The sequence below is a fragment of the Bacteroides cellulosilyticus genome, assembly GCF_020091405.1.
Classification (GTDB): Bacteria; Bacteroidota; Bacteroidia; order Bacteroidales; family Bacteroidaceae; genus Bacteroides.
The window spans coordinates 3,822,797-3,840,189 of sequence record NZ_CP081903.1; the positions used below are offsets into that span (position 1 = coordinate 3,822,797).

Sequence of the window (17,393 nt, forward strand, 5' to 3'; positions counted from 1 at the left end):
TCTAAAACCAACGCATATGAAAAGGAACATCAGACAGTGTCTTATCGTAGCAGCCACAGCGCTATCCTTTGCCGCCTGCGACGTGAAAGACCCCATCTACAACACCCCGCACCCGGAGCAAGGGGCAATTACCCTCGTTACCGACTGGAGCGGCATCGGTGAGGGACTGACCGCACCCGCAAGCTATACGGTAGAAGCCGGCGGCTACTCCGCCACCCTCACCGGCACCACCAACCTGCTCGAACCTCTTTTTGAACCGGGCAGCTACCACCTGCATATCTACAACACGCCGCAGCACATCACCGTTTCCGGCATCACCGCCACCGTCGCCGGGGCTTCGGGCAATGTGGACGGTGCGGGCCCCTTCGTGCAGGAGATGCCCGGCTGGCTGTTTACGGATGCGGTGGATGCCGTGATAGAGCCCGATACGGAGCAGACATTCACCGCCGTGATGCAGCAGCAGGTGCGGCAACTGACGCTCGTCATCGAGCCTACGGGCAGCACCACGGACAGGATAGAGCACATCGAGGGCTACCTGTCGGGCGTAGCAGGTACGCTGGATTTTTCTGCCGGCATCTACGCCACACCCACAAACGTGGAATTGCAGTTCGCAAAGATAACCTCCGGCGCCAATGCCGGGAAGTACGCGGCAACCGTGCGCCTGCTTGGCATAGCGGGTGAGCAGCAGAAGCTGAACGCCATCATCTGCTTCACGGGCGGCAGCCCCGAAGCCCTGAATCTCACGAGCGACCTCACCACGGAGCTTGCCGCCTTCAACGCCGACAAGCGGAAGCCCCTTACCTTGGGCGGGAAAGTAGTGGAGACGCCTACCGGAGCCGACTTCTCCGCCACCATTACCGACTGGACACCGGGCAACGGCGAGGGCGGCGAAGGCGGCTCAGCCGGAATGGAAACGAACAATTAAATGAATTATCACTATTAATAACACTAAAAAAAGTAAGATTATGAAACTTAGAAACTTATCAATCATTGCCGCAGCAGCCCTTGCGCTTGCCGCCTGTAACAACGACAACGAAGTAATCACCGACAACTGGAACGGCGAAATCCGCCTCACCAGCGGCATCACCTCCCAGACCCGTTCCTACGGCCTCGACACACAGCTTGGCGCAGGACTGGAAGTATCTGCCTGGGTAGACGACAGCAAAAACCTCCCCCTCTACCAGAACAACGTGCTCACCGCCGACGGCACCGGCGGCTTCACTTACGCCAGCGACATGTACTACATCTCGCCCGACCCCGTGAACATCTATGCCATCCATGCCAACCCTGCCCCGGTGGGAGATGACTTCCCCGCATCGGTGTCCCACGAAGTGAAGGCCGGCCAGACCACGAAAACCGCCTACGCCGCCTCCGACCTGCTCTATTCCACCAAGCGGAACGTGGCCCCCACCGCCTCTAACGTGACCCTCACTTTCTACCATTTGCTATCTAAAGTAGAAGTAGTGCTGAAGCGCGGCAACGGCGCCCCCGACCTCACCGATGCCATCGTGACCCTGGAGAACACCGCCCTGAAGACCACCTTCACCCCCAAGAAAGCCGCCGACATGAGTAGCGAGGCCGAACGCCGGGCGATGATAGCCCTCGCCGCCGACCCCAACCCCGCCACTCCGATTACCATCCCCACGGTGGTGACGACAGACTTTAACGCCACCAATCTCCAGTACGCCGAAGCCATCGTGGTGCCCCAGGAACTAACCGCAGGCACCGTCTTTATCCGCGTGAAGCTGGCGGACAATACGAATTTCGTCTACAAAATCCCCGCCGGAGATGCCTTGGAGCTGCAAAGCGGCAAGCGGTACATCTATAAGATAACCGTGGACTATAAGGAACTGAGGCTGGAAACCGAAATCAAGGACTGGGAAACCGTAGGAGCACCCGTAGAAGGCTCTGCATTTCAGGAGTAACCCATAAACAATAAATATAAAGAAAAAAATGAAGAAGACGAACATACCAATATATATAATGTACCTGTGGGCAGCCTTGGTTTTGGCTGCCTGCACAGGCGATGACGACGCGGCATGGCCCGAAGGCGGCGTGCCGCTGGAACTCTACGCCGCCGTAGAGGGATATTCCTCCGCCAACGCCCAGACACGGGCTACCACTGAAAATAGGTGGGAAGGGGGAGAAGTGGTGGATCTGCGGATTAAGATCGGGGGTATGACTTTGGCATCATCCCTCGACGTCGATTCCGATGGAAAGCTGATTACAAATGATGTCGGCTGCACTTGGAAAAGCCCGGATGAAGAAAAGGAGATTTATGGAATATATCGTTCGCCGACAGCTTCTTCTTTATTCTCTGTACTGGCCGACCAGAGCAATGAAGGATATCAGGATAGCGACTACATGTTTGCTCCCCGCATCCTCATCACCGTAACGTCCCCCGATAAGACCCTCGTCTTCCGCCACGTCACAGCCAAGGTGGTGGTACACCTTAAAGCGGGCAACGGCGTGACCAACGATGAACTGCAGGGCGCCACTGTAACCTTTGAAAACCTCACGTGCACGGGAGGGAGTATCGATTCCAGCAATGGAACCGCAGAGCAAGTGCCCCCCGGCATCGACCACATCACCCCCAACGAAGTGACCCCTGCCGCCGACGGATACGTACGCACCGTGCGCGCCCTGCTTCCTCCCCAAAATATGTTGGGACGGAAGTTCGTGAAAATAGTCATCGGAGGAAAGACCTTCTACTACACCCCCGCCGCAGGCGAAGCGGACTTCTTCAGTGGCAAGATGTACGAGTACCGCCTCACCGTGACCTCGGAAGGTATCAAAAATATCGACATGGAAGGAGGAGGAGGTACGTGGCATCCGGTCGAGTAGAACAGTAGCAACTAAATTCATCAATAAAAAAGAGACCGTATGAAACAACATCATTCCATATTTCCCCCGGCAGCATCCCTGGCCTGCGCCCTCATCCTGATGCTGGCGGCATGCACGTCCGATGCACTGGACGAACTGCCCCCTGCCGGCACCGACCCCGATGCCCGCCCCCTCACCATCACCGTGAGCGACGGCGGCATGTACGCCACCGGGCAAACCCGCGCCCAGGAACGCGGTTACAGCACCGTCTTCACCGAAGGCGACCGCATCGGCCTCTACGTGGTGAAGGACGGAACCCTGGAGGTGAAAAACCTCTGCCTTACCCTACAGGGAGGCAAGTGGACGCTGCCTGCCGGCGCTTCCCAGCTTTTCTACTCACCCGATAAGAGTTATCATGCCTATTATCCCTACCAGAACGATAACTATATGAACGGCAAGGTATCGCCCGGCGACGAAGACTTCTTTAAGCTTTTAGTCGAGGCTTGGTCTGTTAAAGACAACCAGAGTACCTACGCCCAATACACAGCCTCCGACCTGATGACGGCCCGTGGCGTGTATAACAACCATACGCTCAGCTTCGCGATGGAGCACCGCATGTCTCTGTTCATCCTTCAGGTGCCTGCTACGAAATATACCTATACCGAAAAGATAGACAGCCGAGAGATTTCTAAGAGTTATTACCGCTACACGGCGGTGATCAGTGAAAATTTATATTGGCAGGAGAACCCCTATACGGCCCGCCTGTTGGTGAACACTAAAAGCCTCGCGCTCTTGGATCCGGGACCGTATAAGTATTACTACGACGGAACTGAGGAGACTTTCAATTTTGACTATTCCCAATTAAATCTTCAGCCCGGAAAATACACCGTCCACCAGGTTGACGACAGTAAGGTGACAGAAGTATTCCGGTCGTTAAAGGCGGGTGACTACTATATGCAGGACGGCAGCATCCTGCCCGGGGATGAAGATGTCAAGCCGTTCCGTGATGAACTACGGAAGAGTTGTCTCGGCGTAGTCTTTTGGGTGGGCGAAATCGAGGGGATGCACTGGACGCGGACCGGCGACAAAGCAGGCGACCGCCTGCTGATGCGCGACCATCCGGAGTGTGTGCACGGTATGGTCGTTGCGATGCGCGATGCCTCCTCTCAGGAGGTGAAGTGGGCCACCGGAAAGGGGGCGACTGAGGGTATTTATGAGTGGGCCGAATCATTCAAGGACTTCACATCCGGAGAGCAGGCCGATTGGGAAGAAATACAGAAATCCGATCTATCTTTCGGTTATTGCAGTTCCCGTTTAATGGCACTTTACGGCTCTCGGAACAGCGACACCACCTTTCCTGTCTACGATGCGATAGCCACTTATGCTACCGCGCGCCCCGCGCCCACAGGTAGCAGCGGGTGGTTCTTACCGGGCAAGAATGAGCTTGCCACACTGTGTTTCGGTGTGCCCACTAATTTTGCTGGCGATTACACGCAACTGAATATGCTCAAAAAAACAATCAATCCCCAGATTGATAAGGCGGTCGGTGATAAGCTTATCGGGAAGTATTGGAGCGGCAACGAATGGGGTAGTCTAGATAAGGTCTGGCATGTAGATGTCACCACCCCCGACTATGGCGTGAAGCTCAAAACCAATACCTATAAAGTCCGTGCCGTGCTGGCCTTTTAGCGGCCTGCGTGCGGAAGCTGCGAGATAAAACGATTTATTAACCCCCGTCCCGCCAAAGAAAGGAGGACACACAGCTACAGGACGGTGTGCTCAAGTGACAAGCATTATAAAGTAATAACCATTAAAAAAGAAATGATATGAGTTTAGGATGTTATCTGGAGTTTATAAACCGCTCCTTTAAGAGTATCATAGTCAACGTGAATATACGTGAAGCAAAACAATGGGAGAAGAATAGTGACAGCCCTGACATTGTTTATAACAATAGAAAGATTTACGATTATGACTCAAGTGATATGGAAATGAATGAATTTCTGACAGATTGCAATGGAGAATTCTTTTTCGAGATTGAAGTGGAAGATGAGAACGGGACAACTGAAAGACAGAGAGTGGTGTCAGATTCGAAAACACCTTATTTCAATTTGAAAGAAGGACGGCAAAGCAAGGTGCGCAGAAGTGTTTACTATTTCGTGGACAAGGGCTTCTTTGTGCGTGTAAGCCGTGGAAAAAAACTGCGTCGCATCGGGTATGAACACATAGACTACGGGGTTGAAAAAGGAATATTCAAAGTGGAAGTATTCAGCTGTTCGCAGAAACGTTTAGCTGTAGTGGCCGATTCGCATTTGTGTGACGACAATAAAGCGGAATGTAACGATTTTGTTGACAAAATAGTGAAAATACAAAACCGACCGGATTTTATTGTGATGTGCGGTGACTTGACGGGAAACAATTATCCGGCTGAAAAGAAAATAGTGGAAAAGGACCTGATTGAGGAACTTGAAGCAAGAAACTTCTCGGTATGCGAAGGATTGGGAAATCATGATGTGCGCCATTTCATTTCTGACGGCGGAATGATGAACTACATAAAGAAAAGAGACCGGAGTGCAGACGGCAAACTGGATGGCTATTACAAGGATGATAAGAAAAAGTTGCATTATCATTGGGAATTCCATCTGTGCAAGGATGAATACATGGTTATAGTGAACTGTTTCATGCTGAATCTGGTGCCAGGGTATGGCGAACTTGGACAAGTAGAAAAGTACAATAATAAAGAGAAATCCAAGGACGTTATAAAGGTGGAAAAGGATGAACGGAATCCGTTCTATTCGCTCGAATATCTGAAAACACACTTGGAGGGGTATGCAGAGGCTAATAGAGGAATGAAGAACTGTGGTACTGTTCGCCATGTGACCTTGTTGTTTTTCCATATCAACTATGAGAGTGAGTCCGCCGGAACAGACGGTTTAGGTCCGGAAAGATGGTGGCCTTACAGTGGTAGGGGAGCCTTTGGCAAGGTAATAGATAATAATAAGATGTGTCGGGTAATCGGTACGTTTTTCGGGCATAAACATGATTTGTCTACTTCCATCGAAACCTTGAAGACTCCGGAAACTGACTGGAACTATGACCTGAAAGGCTTTAAGGTGGCTTCATATCTGACAAATGTCACTTTCCTCGATTTAGAACTGGTAAAAGAAAAGGGAGAGTACGTCCTGAAAGGCTCGGTGAACTATCTGAAGACTAAAGATATTGATAAGAAACTCAGTGGCTGTAAAAAAGTAAATGAATTTTCGTTTAACTTCAACGACTTGTAACTTCCGTCATCATTTCATAAAGCAAACATCAGGCAGAATAAACCTTTACACTTTGCACATACACCGGAGCCTGCCTTTTTGAGTCTACGACAAGGCATCCTCAAGTCGGCGACAAGACCGCCTCGTGTCGGCGACAAGAGCCTCCCGAGTCAGCGACAAGAGAAACACAGGCTCCGGCGCATTTATTATTAACCTTTAAAAACAAGTAAAAATTATGCCATTCTGGAAAAAGATGCTTAATCAGAAACAAGCGGTTTACTACCCTCGCGCCATCGTGAAGGGCAAACCGGTGGAAACGGAGACCATTGCCAAGGACCTGGCAAAAATCTCCACAGTGAGTAACTCCGACGTTCAAGCCGTGCTGGGCGACATTGCAGGCGTGATGCACACCCGCATGAGCCAGGGCAAGAGCGTCCACATCAAAGGACTGGGCTACTTCCGCTACGTGCTCGACACCACCGGCGTGAAGGACCTCAAGGACTTCGACTTCGAAAAGCAGGTGAAAGCCGTCCGCGTGGAGTTCGTCCCCGAACGCTCCCGCCTCAGCAGCGGCGCCTACACCCGCGCCCTGGTGGACAGCGAACAACTGGAATGGATTGAACTTTCAGCCACCACCGAAGACCAGGACCCGTCGCAAGGCGGCGATGGCGGGCTTGACGAAAATCCGCTGGGATGAGGCTGAATAAGTCCGGGAGCGGTCACCGGACTTATATTCAAAAAAACATGCTCTTGCAAGGTACTTTTAGAAAAGTGAATGTTTGAATAAAATTCGCTTTTCTAAAAGTGTTTCGTTATATTGGCATTTATCCCTACTACAAAGAAGCCGGAGAAGATTTTTCTAAATAACGCCAATTTGATGTACGCCCTATCCGGTAAAATCTCGGAAGGTACAATGCGTGAAACATTTCGCAAGACCTTCGATCAGATTGCAGACCTGCCGAACAGCTACCTTGCTGTCGATGATATCGAGATAGGTAATGGAAACCGGATACCGCTTTGGATGTTTGGCTGTTTATATTAATGGCTTTCGTAAAAATAAGTTTGTCTGTCGGCAAAAACAGAAATAATGAGAGGATAGAAAAGCATCTCTATAAGAACTTTAACTATCTTTGTATCGTTATTCCCGACAGATAACTACTCAGGTATAATACATATTGATAATCAGGATGACAGATACTCTTTCCAAAACAAACTGCAATTAACCAGGTTAATATGAATTTCAACTACTGATTGGCATGAATAACTATTTTATATCGGGTTTGTTGTATATTGGGGATAAACCTGTATCTTTGTTACATTAAAAAACAGAGCGTTATGGACAATACATTAAAGCTGACCGAAACCTATTGGGAAATGCTAAAGTCACTGAATGATGATATAAAATTGCGATTAGCCACCCGGTTGACTGCTTCTGTTATTGCCGGTAAAGATGCCCGCAAAAACAGGACTGATGAGATGATAGAAAAGCATCTCGGTAAATGGAAGGATGAAAGAAGTGCCGAGGATATCATAAAGGACATTTATGCAGGACGGAATAGTATTAAGGCTCCCCTGAATTTTGATTAAAATGAATAAATCGTCAAAGTATTTGCTTGATAGTAATATTTGTGTCTATATCCTAAGAGGGAAGAAAGGCATGCGCGAACAACTTCAAAGAGTTGGGTGGGATAATTGTTGTATTTCGGAGATGACTGTTGCCGAACTTTTATATGGTGCTGAATGTAGCAGTGAGATTGAAGAGAACAAAAAAGAAGTACTTTCATTTTGTGCTGATATTGAAATCATTCCTGTAGGAGTGGCTTTATCAGAATATGCTCACCAAAAAGCAACTTTAAGGAAAAAAGGAAGCCTTATCGATGATTTAGACCTCCTAATTGGCTCTACAGCGGTAACTATTGATTGTATTATGGTCACGGAAAATGTGAAGCATCTTAATAGGATAGAGAATATTCAAATAGAAAATTGGATTGCCATTTAATGATTATTTTCTTAATGCTCGCCTCATCAGGCAGATTATCAATCCGATGGAATAAAGTATCTTTGCGCATCTTCTGCAATAATTCATGAAAAGTTATGGATCAGGTATCATTCCGAAATGAAGTATATAGCGTAGTCGCCTCCATCCCTTCGGGGCGCGTACTGACATACGGGCAAATCGCCTATCTTGTAGGCCGTCCCCAGTGCTCCCGCATGGTGGGACAGGCTATGCACAACGCTTCCGAAGAGCGGAACCTTCCTTGCCACCGGGTGGTAAACAGCCAGGGACGACTGGCGCCTTGCTGGACGGAACAACGCGAACTGTTGGAAAAGGAAGGTGTCGCTTTCAGAAAAAACGGATGCGTCGACCTCAAGGCATGTGGCTGGGAAATCTTGAAAGAATCTATTTCTTAGCAAAGATGTTGATAACCAACGAGCAGCTTGTCAGTAAAATACCTGTCCCTATCACTCCCGTCCAACCGAAATATTGCCACGAAGTTCCGGCAAGGAAAGTTCCCGTGGAACCTCCGATGAAGTAGGTAGTCATAAAAATCGTATTGATGCGGTTGGAGGCTTGCGGACAAAGGGCGAATGCACTTGTCTGGTTGCTAAGCTGAATGCATTGCATCCCTATATCTATCAATAATATACCGGCTATGATGCCTACATAGCTGTATTGTCCCACATACAGGGTGATCCATGCACTGATAATCAGCGTACAACCTATGTAAGTAAGCCGTTTCACTCCGAGAATATGTATATATCTGCCGATGGATGATGCCGTCAGTGCTCCGGCTATGCCGCAAAGACCTAACATACCTATGATATTGTTTCCCGCAAAGAAAGGTGCCTGCTCCATTTTGAAGGCCAGACAACTCCACATGGCAAGGAAGGAACCGAATGAAAAACCTGCACGTAGCGAAACGATGCGTAGTTGGGGGTATTTCCTGACTAAGGAGAACAGGGATTTCATCAAGCCGAAGTATGTCCCCCGGAAGTTGGAAGGGAGGTCCGGAAGTATCCTGATGATGACGATGAGGCAGACAATCATCAGTCCGGCGGCAACGAAGTAGATGAAACGCCAGCCCATGTATTCGCCTACGATGCCGCTCACTACGCGCGAAGCCAGAATACCGGTCAGCAATCCCGAAAGGATGATGCCCACATTCTTCCCTTTGGTTTCGGGAGTGGAGTATTGCGCCGCAAGAGGCATGAACACTTGCGGAATGACGGAACATGCACCTGTCAGCAGGGAGGCAAAAAGTATCAGGTGGATATTGGGAGCCAGGGCAATGGTGAGCAGGGAGACCACCAGCACGGAGATATTCACAAGGATGATGTTCCTTCGGCGGTATAAGTCTCCCAATGGAATGATGAAAAGCAATCCGAGCGCATAGCCTATCTGCGAGAACATGGCTATCAGATTGGCGGTGAACTCGCTGATGTTCAGATCACGGCTGATACGGTTCAGTAAGGGTTGATTGTAGTATATGTTGGCCACCGTTACTCCTGAAATGATGGCGAGTGTCCAAAGTAAGGACGACGGTATTCCCTGATTTTCCTTTAGTTCTTGTTTCATGCCGCAAAGGTAACTATTTCATGAAAAACGAACGCATATATTATCAATGATTCATATAGAAAGGCATCAGGCGGTGATAGGCTTTCAGGTATTTCTTCAATCTGCTGATTTCTTTTTCCCCTATGCAGGGCATACGACGGACGTCCATATTATCCGTCAGGTCGTGAATTTTAACGGCAATCGCGAGGGGATTGGTAGCGCATCTTCCGATGTATTCCTCGTAGTCTTCTTCATCGGATAGCTTCGTAACGCACCGCACGGCTTCGATGATTTCATCCGGGAAACCCTCTTTCTTCAGGTCTTCGCACGTCCATTCCGTGTCTTCCACCACATCGTGGAGGATGCCGACAATCTTTTCTTTCAGGTTACGTCCCATATTCATGACGCGGATGGGGTGGTGCAGGTACTCCTGTCCGTATTTATCTTTTTGTCCTTTATGAGCCTCGGTGGCGAGGGCGATGGCGTGAGAGAGAAGATGATTGTCCATAAGATTTTTTTTAGAAGTGTTCGATACAAAGTTACTGAAATCTGTTATTTAATATAGAGAGTCTTGTTATTTATTTATTCACCCAATAAAGGAAACAGATTATGAATATAGAACATTATCCCGAGAAAAAAGTTTTTCAGACAACGGTGGATGGGGAAACTGCCCGTCTGATGTATCATGTCACTGATGGTGCGCTGGATGTGCGCCATACGATTGTTCCCGATGAAATCAGCGGGAGAGGCATTGCCTCTGCTTTGGTAAAGGCGGCTTATGACTATGCTTTGGCCAATGGATTAGTGCCGGTGGCAACATGCTCTTATGCCGTGGTTTGGCTGGAAAGACATCCTGAATATAATGGAAAGACAGGAAAGGATTATGCCGGAGAAGGGACGTGTGCACTCTAAATTGATTTTGCCATCTTCGGATTTTTCTCTATCTTGCTTCCGTTTTTAATCATCATATAAAGAACAGATATGAAAAAATATATTGGAGCGCACGTGAGTGCAAGTGGTGGAGTAGAAATAGCTCCCGTTAATGCCCATGAGATAGGTGCGAATGCATTCGCCTTGTTCACAAAGAATCAACGGCAATGGGTAGCCAAACCGTTGACGGAGGAAAGCATTCGCGAGTTCAAGGGCAATTGTGAGAAATTCTCTTTTGATGCCCGCTATATCCTGCCCCATGATAGTTATCTGATTAATCTGGGGCATCCGGAAGAAGAAGGATTGGAGAAAAGCCGTGCCGCATTTCTGGATGAGATGCAACGTTGTGAGCAATTAGGCTTGCAACTCCTGAACTTCCATCCGGGAAGCCATCTTAATAAGATTTCGGTGGAGGAATGTCTGGATAAGGTTGCCGAGTCCATCAACATTACATTGAGCAAAACGAAAGGGGTAACGGCCGTTATTGAAAATACGGCAGGGCAGGGTAGCAATGTAGGTAATGAGTTTTGGCAATTGAAGCATATCATCGACCGGGTAGAAGATAAATCACGTGTAGGGGTATGCCTGGATACTTGCCACACCTATTCGGCAGGTTATGATATAGTAGGGGAATATGATAAAGTATTCCGTGAGTTCGACGAGGTAGTTGGCTTCAATTATTTGCGGGGCATTCACTTGAATGATACGAAGAAAGAGTTGGGTAGCCATGTAGACCGCCATGATAGCATCGGGAAAGGCTTGTTAGGGATTGATTTCTTCAAGCGTTTTATGAAAGACGAACGTTTCGACAACATGCCTGTCATTCTGGAAACACCGGATGAAACGCTCTGGGCGGAAGAAATAAAGTTGTTGCGTAGCTTTGAATAGTTATTTGTATGCTATATAAAAACAATAATTCCTGCAAAATTCGATTCTCTCGGAAACTTTGCAGGAATTATTGTCTATAGCTATTTCTTAATTTTATTGATTCACCTTCACATTATCCCATTCAAACGATGAGATCACTGACTTATCGCAATCTCCATTCTTCGCCTTGATATTCAGATTCTCGAACTTGAAATTCGACAATTTGTATTGTTCGGATGCACTTACGTTGAAGAATACATCACAATCGAAGTCAATATTACGCATCGTCACGTGGTCTGAGTAGGACATCGGAACATCCTTCCGGTCCTTGAGGTCAAAGAATTGTGTCCACGGCTTGACGTAGAGGAAACTCTTGGCATTTCCTTTGATGTCTTCAACAAGGATATACTCGTAATTCTGAGGAGTGTCGGCACGCATTTTCAACCATAGCAAGCGGCTTGCCTGATTGATTGTGCAACGGCGGAGGATAATATTACGGTTATGAATAGATTCGCTACCACAAGTCAGTGCACTATGGCAGAAACCATACGTACAATCTTCTATAATAATGTTAGTGTTACTTCCGTTGTTGGAATCCTTATCAGCCCACGGGCCTTTTCCACCTTTCAGAGCAATGGCATCATCGTTAACCGAGAGATAGCAATTCTTAACCAATACATTGCTACATACATCAATATCAATAGCGTCCGTGCTGGGAGCCTTGACCGGAGCTGCCGGAGAGAAGATGTATAAATTCAGCAATTTCACATTATTACATTTATAAATATGCGTTGTCCAGAACGGAGAATTGATGAGACGTACTCCTGAAATCTGTACATCATTGCTATTGGAAATGTGTACTAGGCGCGGACGCAACTCATCCATATTGGTACATTTAGGAATGACGGAACGGCGCAACCAGAAAGATTTCCAATAGCGCAGACCGTTACCGTTGATTGTGCCTTTGCCGGAGATGGTGAAACCATTGACTCCGTCAGCATTCACCAGTGCGGCGAAATACTTCAGTGATTGCCCCTCTATGCGGGTATTGATTATGGGGAAATTGCTGATATCATCGCTACCTTTCAGTACGGCTCCTTCTTCCAGATAAAGATGGGTTTTCGGTTTGAAGAAAAGCGCACCACTCAGGTAAGTACCTTTCGGGATGATGACTACGCCACCGCCTTTGGACGAAGCCTGGTCGATGACCGCTTGAATCTTTTCTGTTTGCATCAGGGTGCTATCATTTACAACGCTATAATCTGTAATCTTGTACTTGTCACCCAGTGTTTCAATATTTACGATTTCGTTTTGTCTGAACCAGTCGGGAATAGGAGTTCCGTCAGGAAAATTCTCTTGTGCGAAAGAGGACAGGCAGAAAAGTAAACTACATGCTAAAGTTACGAATTTCATGGTTTTAATCATTAGTTGGTTAATAGTGCTTGATCGGATAGATTTATCCGTTTGCAAAAATAGGGAATAAAATCCGGATATGGTGGGAATGAAAAGGTTCAATTCCTAAGCTATTTGTCAGTTTATATAGGCTTTTTGACTCTCTCTTGTGAAGGAGAAAAAGAGAAGAAGCAATCATCAGAAGTCAGCCTTTTCCGTGATACGGATGATCCGTCCGTCGGCGGGATGGGTAAATTCGATGGACTCGGCATGCAGGTAGAGGCGTTTATCCTTTCTCCCGTAAAGCTCGTCGCCTATGATGGGACAATGCAGACCTGACGGATGTGCGGCATGCACACGGAGCTGATGAGTGCGCCCTGTATGCGGATGAAAAGCTATGCGTGTGCATTTGTCCGTCCGCTCAAGAACCTGATAATGAGTGATGGCGGGTTTGCCGTACTCCATGTTCACCACCTGCCGGGGACGGTCCAGCGGATCCGGACAGATGGGAAGCTCGATGGTTCCCTCGTCTTGGGGAATGATGCCGTCGAGCAGGGCTATATACATTTTTCGGATGCTATGATTCTTGAACTGGGCTTGCAAGTGTTGATGCACCTTTTTATTCTTGGCAACGATTAAAAGTCCCGATGTAGCCATGTCCAGCCGGTGCACAATCATCGGCCCGTCGGCTTCCGGATAGAGTTGCCTTGCCAGACTATATACGGACTCCTTTTCACCCTTACCGGGCACAGAGAGCATTCCGGAAGGCTTGTTGACTACCAGTAACCATTCGTCCTCATAGACTATTCTTAATTTCCCGTAGCCCTGTTCCGGAAGTTGTAGCATAGGATTTTCTTCTACTTCCAACCCTTGAAGCATGTGTTGCAAGATAGGCTCGCACTTACCTTTACAAGCGGGATAATAATAACCATGATGGCGGATTTCGGCTTTGGGAGAGTTGCCCCACCAGAACTCTGCCATAGCAATGGGTTTCCAGCCGTGCAGATAGGCTTGTTGCAATAATTTAGGGGCGGCACATTCTCCGGCACCGGCGGGAGGAGTTTTGTGCACGGTTTGGCTGAATATATCACACAAGGTTTTCACCTCCTTCCGGTAGTTCAACATTCTGAATTGCCCGAATAATTGTTGTTGCAGGGCGGCGGAACGGCTTTTGCGTTCCACCTTCAACTCTTGAATTAGTTCTTCCCGGTTATTGACTTCCACTTGCAAAGCGGCTATCTTTTCTTTCCAGGAACGTTCCAGCCGTTTGTATTCCGCTTTTTGAAATTGGCTTTCGCGTATCAGGCGGGCTTCTTCTTCGGTAGTGAGTCCGGCTTCCTTTCTACGCAATTCTCTTTTCTCTTTCGCTTCTTTTAATTGTTGTTTGGCTATGTCCAGTGCTTCCCGGGCTTGTTGGTGGGTCCGGGTGAGCTCGGACAACAAAGAAGTGTATTCCTTGTCCTCTTCCAATTGCTTGATGCGCCGGTTGATGGCGGAGATGTTTTCCTCTTCGACTTTGAAGAAACCTTGCGGTTGCAACAAGTCATATACGGGCGGAACGAAGTAGGAGTGTTGGTTCTTCCCCGCCAATATGCCCGAAAACGCCGCCAGGTAACCAATCTCCCTATTTCCGGTCTGCACCACCAGCACTCCGAACATCTTCCCCCGACTTAGTTCTTCTTTCCATTCATGTTGCCGGTTGAGATAGTGTTGCACCTCTTCCGCCGCCATCACGCATAATGGATGGGGAGTGTAGCAGAAAGGATAAGTAAACCTTTCCGGAAGTGGAATATTTGCTATGGAAGTCTTGAAACGGTGCAACATAATGGCGCAAAGATACTCATTTCTTATAATAAGCGTATCATGGTGCCGTGCTTTCTGATTATATATTATCCGACGGAGAAAAGTTCTTCACTCTCATTATGGTAGGGTAGGGTGAAGGTGAACCGGCTTCCCTTTCCGGCCTCGGAGCTAACGGAGATTTTTCCACCCAGTTTTTCAGCTATGACCATGCTTATGGAAAGCCCCAGGCCGGTGCCCTGAACAAATTCGTCTTGCTTGTAGAAACGTTCGAATATCATCCGTTGTTCTTCTTTCGGAATGCCTTTTCCGGTATCTTCCACATAGATGGAAATTTCATAGTTCGAGAAGTCTATCTCATATCCCAGTTTTATGAATCCCGACTTGGTGAATTTGGCAGCATTGTTCAGGAAATTGGTAATGATCTGACTAAGCCGGTTCACGTCCGTATGGATGAAGAAGGTGGCATCGGGCACTTCTTTTATGAACTCAATCTCCTTGGGTATCAATAAGGAATGAGTCATGTACATATTGTCAATCCAGCTATTCAGGTTGCAAGTTGAAAAGGAGAAAGCCATTTTGCCGGATTCGATACGAGATAATTCCAATATGTCGTTTATGAGTTTTAGAAGAAGTTCGCAATTGCTATTGATGGTATTGATAAAGTCCGCTTTCTCGTCATCGGACAAGTCATCTTCACTGACCAACAGGTTGGAGAAGCCTACGATTGCATTGAGCGGTGTGCGTATCTCATGGCTCATATTGGCGAGGAATGATTGCTTAAGTTCTGCCTCTATCGCCAGGTCTTTGGCCTTCATCAACTCTTCTTCTTTATCTTTGAAGTGTTGCACATTAGTCACCAACCCTATGATGGAGGCGGTTTCCGCCATGGCTTTCGTGGGGTTGACATAGCGAAGTTCGTACCAGATGTACCCTTTGCCATTGAAGTTGCACCGGCATTGAGTATGTGCTTTTGAATCTTCCTGGCTCTTTACCCGGTAGAAGGTGGTCAGCACATCCGTTCGGTCTTCCGGGTGTATGGCCTCGGTCATCTCTTGTAGAGTGAACGTGCGGAAAGGCATGTCCAGATGCTCAAAGAATTCTTTATCGCATGAGAAGGTGTTGGTGGATTCCACATATTTCCAGGCATAGATATCGCTCTTTTCAAGTGATAATGATAGCAATTCCTTTTCCCTGATTAATTCCCTTTGGGTGGCACGTTTCCGTTTTGACTCCCTGAAATAGAGGAACAACGGATATAGGATGAAAAAACAAATGGCAAAGGCGCCCAGGGTAAAAATACCGATAAGTAGAGTTTTGTGATGCTCGATGCGGAAAGGTATTTTGATTATGGTGTAGTCCTCCTGCGAAGTCTCTTCTGCATTGATTTCTGTATTCAGAATCTTATTAAGGTTCTTGTAAACGGGTAACAACTGTTCGTAAGAGTGTGTGAGGATGTGGTGGCATTGGGTATATTGCACTTTTTGCGCATGCATCTTTGTGAATAGAGCAAGGAGAATTAAAATGACAGATACCCTTTTGAGTATCCGATATCGTTTTTTCATAGAGTCATTTTTTTGAGCTATATTATTTGTCATAAAAGCACGCGCCTATATCCGTTACCAGTGGAGATTCTAAAGAAAATCTCATTCGCAAAGTTACACGATTATTTTGAATTCCCACACAAATGGATAAAAATGTGAGGATTAACTTCGTTTGTATCGTAACGCTGAATTTATGATGTCTTAAAAAAGGACTATATGAATGTAAATCTTATTTTTCCCTTTTATAGACTCATTTTTGATGTTTCGGATTTGTCAGGTAATAGCATTGATGGTCATATACATGTCCGTCATAAGTCACTTCGGCCTGATGAAGCGTACCCTCATGCACAAAGCCCTGGCGTTTCAATACTTGTTGAGAGCGCTCGTTATGGGGGTAACAGTTAGCGGTGATAAGACTTAGTTTTAGCGTGCCGAAACCGTAGTTTAGTACCGCTTTTACCGCCTCCGTCATATAGCCTTTTCCCCATTGAGCCTCGTCGAGCCAATATCCCAGCATACGTACTTGCGGGTTTTCGCGTCTAGGGTCGGCGATGATGCCGATGGAGCCAATCAATTGCCCGTTGTCTTTCAGGGTAATGGCCCATACCCCTTTCTGGGATAAGAATACGGAGCGAAGTACTTCCCGTGATTCCTCCAGGCTTGCGTGAGGTTGCCAACCCGCATTGTTTCCTATGTTGGGGTTTCGGCAACAGGCAAAGAGGGCCTCTGCATCGCTCTCCACGAAGGGGCGTAGTAGCAACCGTTCCGTTTCAATTGGGGCGTCGGGTTCTTCCGAAGTTTCTTCTTTCCGATAGACACATTCTACGCGGTTTCCGTCAGGATCAAGTATGACGCTTTCGAAATAACCATCGCCTGAAGTGCGCGGTTCTCCGGCTATGGTATAACCGTCTGCCCGGAGTTGTTCCGTAGTCTTGAGTACGTCCTCTTTGCTTTGAAAGGCAAGGGCGAAGTGGGTGAGACCTAACCTGTTTTCTTCTATCAGAGTGTTTTGCACGTCCGTGCGGCTCATTAATTCTAATGACGGACCTTCATCAAAGTAGATGAAGTATGATTCGAAACCTTTCTTGGGGTTGATATATTTTTCGTTGCTCTTTCCGCTAAAATACCGGATATAGAAGTTCCTTAATTCCTCCAGGCGGAAGGTCCAGATGGCGATGTGATGTACTCTCATGATTCCTTTTTCATGCAAATATAGTGATA

18 protein-coding genes are annotated in these 17,393 nt (G+C 47.5%); 12 read left to right on the top strand and 6 right to left on the bottom strand.

Annotated elements, in window-relative coordinates; all coding sequences use genetic code 11:
- Positions 1-16 precede the first annotated feature (16 nt).
- From K6V21_RS13970 to K6V21_RS14015, 10 genes are all read left to right on the top strand, one after another.
- Positions 17-925 carry a FimB/Mfa2 family fimbrial subunit gene (locus K6V21_RS13970; RefSeq protein WP_224318985.1) on the top strand — a complete coding sequence of 303 codons (909 nt, stop codon included), beginning with the start codon at positions 17-19 and terminating at the stop codon, positions 923-925.
- A gap of 40 nt (positions 926-965) precedes the next feature.
- Positions 966-1,925 (top strand): fimbrillin family protein, encoded by a 960-nt coding sequence (locus tag K6V21_RS13975; protein WP_224318986.1) that lies wholly within the window; start codon positions 966-968, stop codon positions 1,923-1,925.
- A gap of 28 nt (positions 1,926-1,953) precedes the next feature.
- Entirely contained in the window at positions 1,954-2,844 is an 891-nt protein-coding gene (locus tag K6V21_RS13980; RefSeq protein ID WP_224318987.1) for a fimbrillin family protein, read from the top strand.
- Between the two features lie 39 nt (positions 2,845-2,883).
- The gene (locus tag K6V21_RS13985; RefSeq protein ID WP_224318988.1) at positions 2,884-4,512 is read left to right on the top strand and encodes a fimbrillin family protein; all 1,629 of its coding nucleotides are present in this window, start codon (positions 2,884-2,886) and stop codon (positions 4,510-4,512) included.
- Positions 4,513-4,649: 137 nt separating this feature from the next.
- Entirely contained in the window at positions 4,650-6,104 is a 1,455-nt protein-coding gene (locus K6V21_RS13990; protein WP_224318989.1) for a metallophosphoesterase family protein, read from the top strand.
- Positions 6,105-6,318: 214 nt separating this feature from the next.
- Positions 6,319-6,780, top strand: coding sequence for an HU family DNA-binding protein (locus K6V21_RS13995; protein ID WP_224318990.1), 462 nt, complete (start codon positions 6,319-6,321; stop codon positions 6,778-6,780).
- Positions 6,781-6,957: 177 nt separating this feature from the next.
- On the top strand, positions 6,958-7,125 hold the full coding sequence (locus tag K6V21_RS14000; RefSeq protein ID WP_224318991.1) for a hypothetical protein: 168 nt from the start codon (positions 6,958-6,960) through the stop codon (positions 7,123-7,125).
- A 293-nt stretch (positions 7,126-7,418) separates the two neighbouring features.
- Positions 7,419-7,670 (top strand): hypothetical protein, encoded by a 252-nt coding sequence (locus K6V21_RS14005; protein ID WP_117987381.1) that lies wholly within the window; start codon positions 7,419-7,421, stop codon positions 7,668-7,670.
- Position 7,671: 1 nt separating this feature from the next.
- Positions 7,672-8,082 (top strand): type II toxin-antitoxin system VapC family toxin, encoded by a 411-nt coding sequence (locus tag K6V21_RS14010; protein WP_224318992.1) that lies wholly within the window; start codon positions 7,672-7,674, stop codon positions 8,080-8,082.
- Positions 8,083-8,177: 95 nt separating this feature from the next.
- The gene (locus K6V21_RS14015; protein WP_007665990.1) at positions 8,178-8,495 is read left to right on the top strand and encodes an MGMT family protein; all 318 of its coding nucleotides are present in this window, start codon (positions 8,178-8,180) and stop codon (positions 8,493-8,495) included.
- Here K6V21_RS14015 and K6V21_RS14020 read toward each other — a convergent pair.
- Entirely contained in the window at positions 8,485-9,660 is a 1,176-nt protein-coding gene (locus K6V21_RS14020) for an MFS transporter (protein ID WP_224318993.1), read from the bottom strand. The two genes, K6V21_RS14015 and K6V21_RS14020, sit on opposite strands and share 11 nt — an antisense overlap.
- Before the next feature lie 43 nt (positions 9,661-9,703).
- Entirely contained in the window at positions 9,704-10,147 is a 444-nt protein-coding gene (locus K6V21_RS14025) for an HD domain-containing protein (protein ID WP_007665988.1), read from the bottom strand.
- Between the two features lie 101 nt (positions 10,148-10,248).
- Here K6V21_RS14025 and K6V21_RS14030 point away from each other — a divergent pair, with 101 nt between their 5' ends.
- Positions 10,249-10,551, top strand: a complete 303-nt coding sequence (locus tag K6V21_RS14030) for a GNAT family N-acetyltransferase (RefSeq protein ID WP_021967813.1) — start codon at positions 10,249-10,251, stop codon at positions 10,549-10,551.
- Between the two features lie 69 nt (positions 10,552-10,620).
- Positions 10,621-11,457: a deoxyribonuclease IV gene (nfo, locus tag K6V21_RS14035; RefSeq protein WP_007665986.1), complete on the top strand. Its 837-nt coding sequence runs from the start codon at positions 10,621-10,623 to the stop codon at positions 11,455-11,457.
- 93 nt (positions 11,458-11,550) lie between these two features.
- Here the strand turns inward: nfo and K6V21_RS14040 are convergent, their stop codons facing one another.
- From K6V21_RS14040 to K6V21_RS14055, 4 genes are all read right to left on the bottom strand, one after another.
- Positions 11,551-12,849, bottom strand: a complete 1,299-nt coding sequence (locus K6V21_RS14040; RefSeq protein WP_224318994.1) for a glycoside hydrolase family 28 protein — start codon at positions 12,847-12,849, stop codon at positions 11,551-11,553.
- A 177-nt stretch (positions 12,850-13,026) separates the two neighbouring features.
- A complete protein-coding gene (locus tag K6V21_RS14045) occupies positions 13,027-14,652 on the bottom strand; it encodes an RluA family pseudouridine synthase (protein ID WP_224318995.1) in 1,626 nt (541 codons plus the stop codon).
- A 65-nt stretch (positions 14,653-14,717) separates the two neighbouring features.
- Complete coding sequence (locus tag K6V21_RS14050) at positions 14,718-16,193, bottom strand: sensor histidine kinase (RefSeq protein ID WP_117987375.1); 1,476 nt, start codon at positions 16,191-16,193, stop codon at positions 14,718-14,720.
- Positions 16,194-16,422: 229 nt separating this feature from the next.
- Positions 16,423-17,364, bottom strand: coding sequence for a GNAT family N-acetyltransferase (locus K6V21_RS14055; protein ID WP_224318996.1), 942 nt, complete (start codon positions 17,362-17,364; stop codon positions 16,423-16,425).
- Positions 17,365-17,393 lie beyond the last annotated feature (29 nt).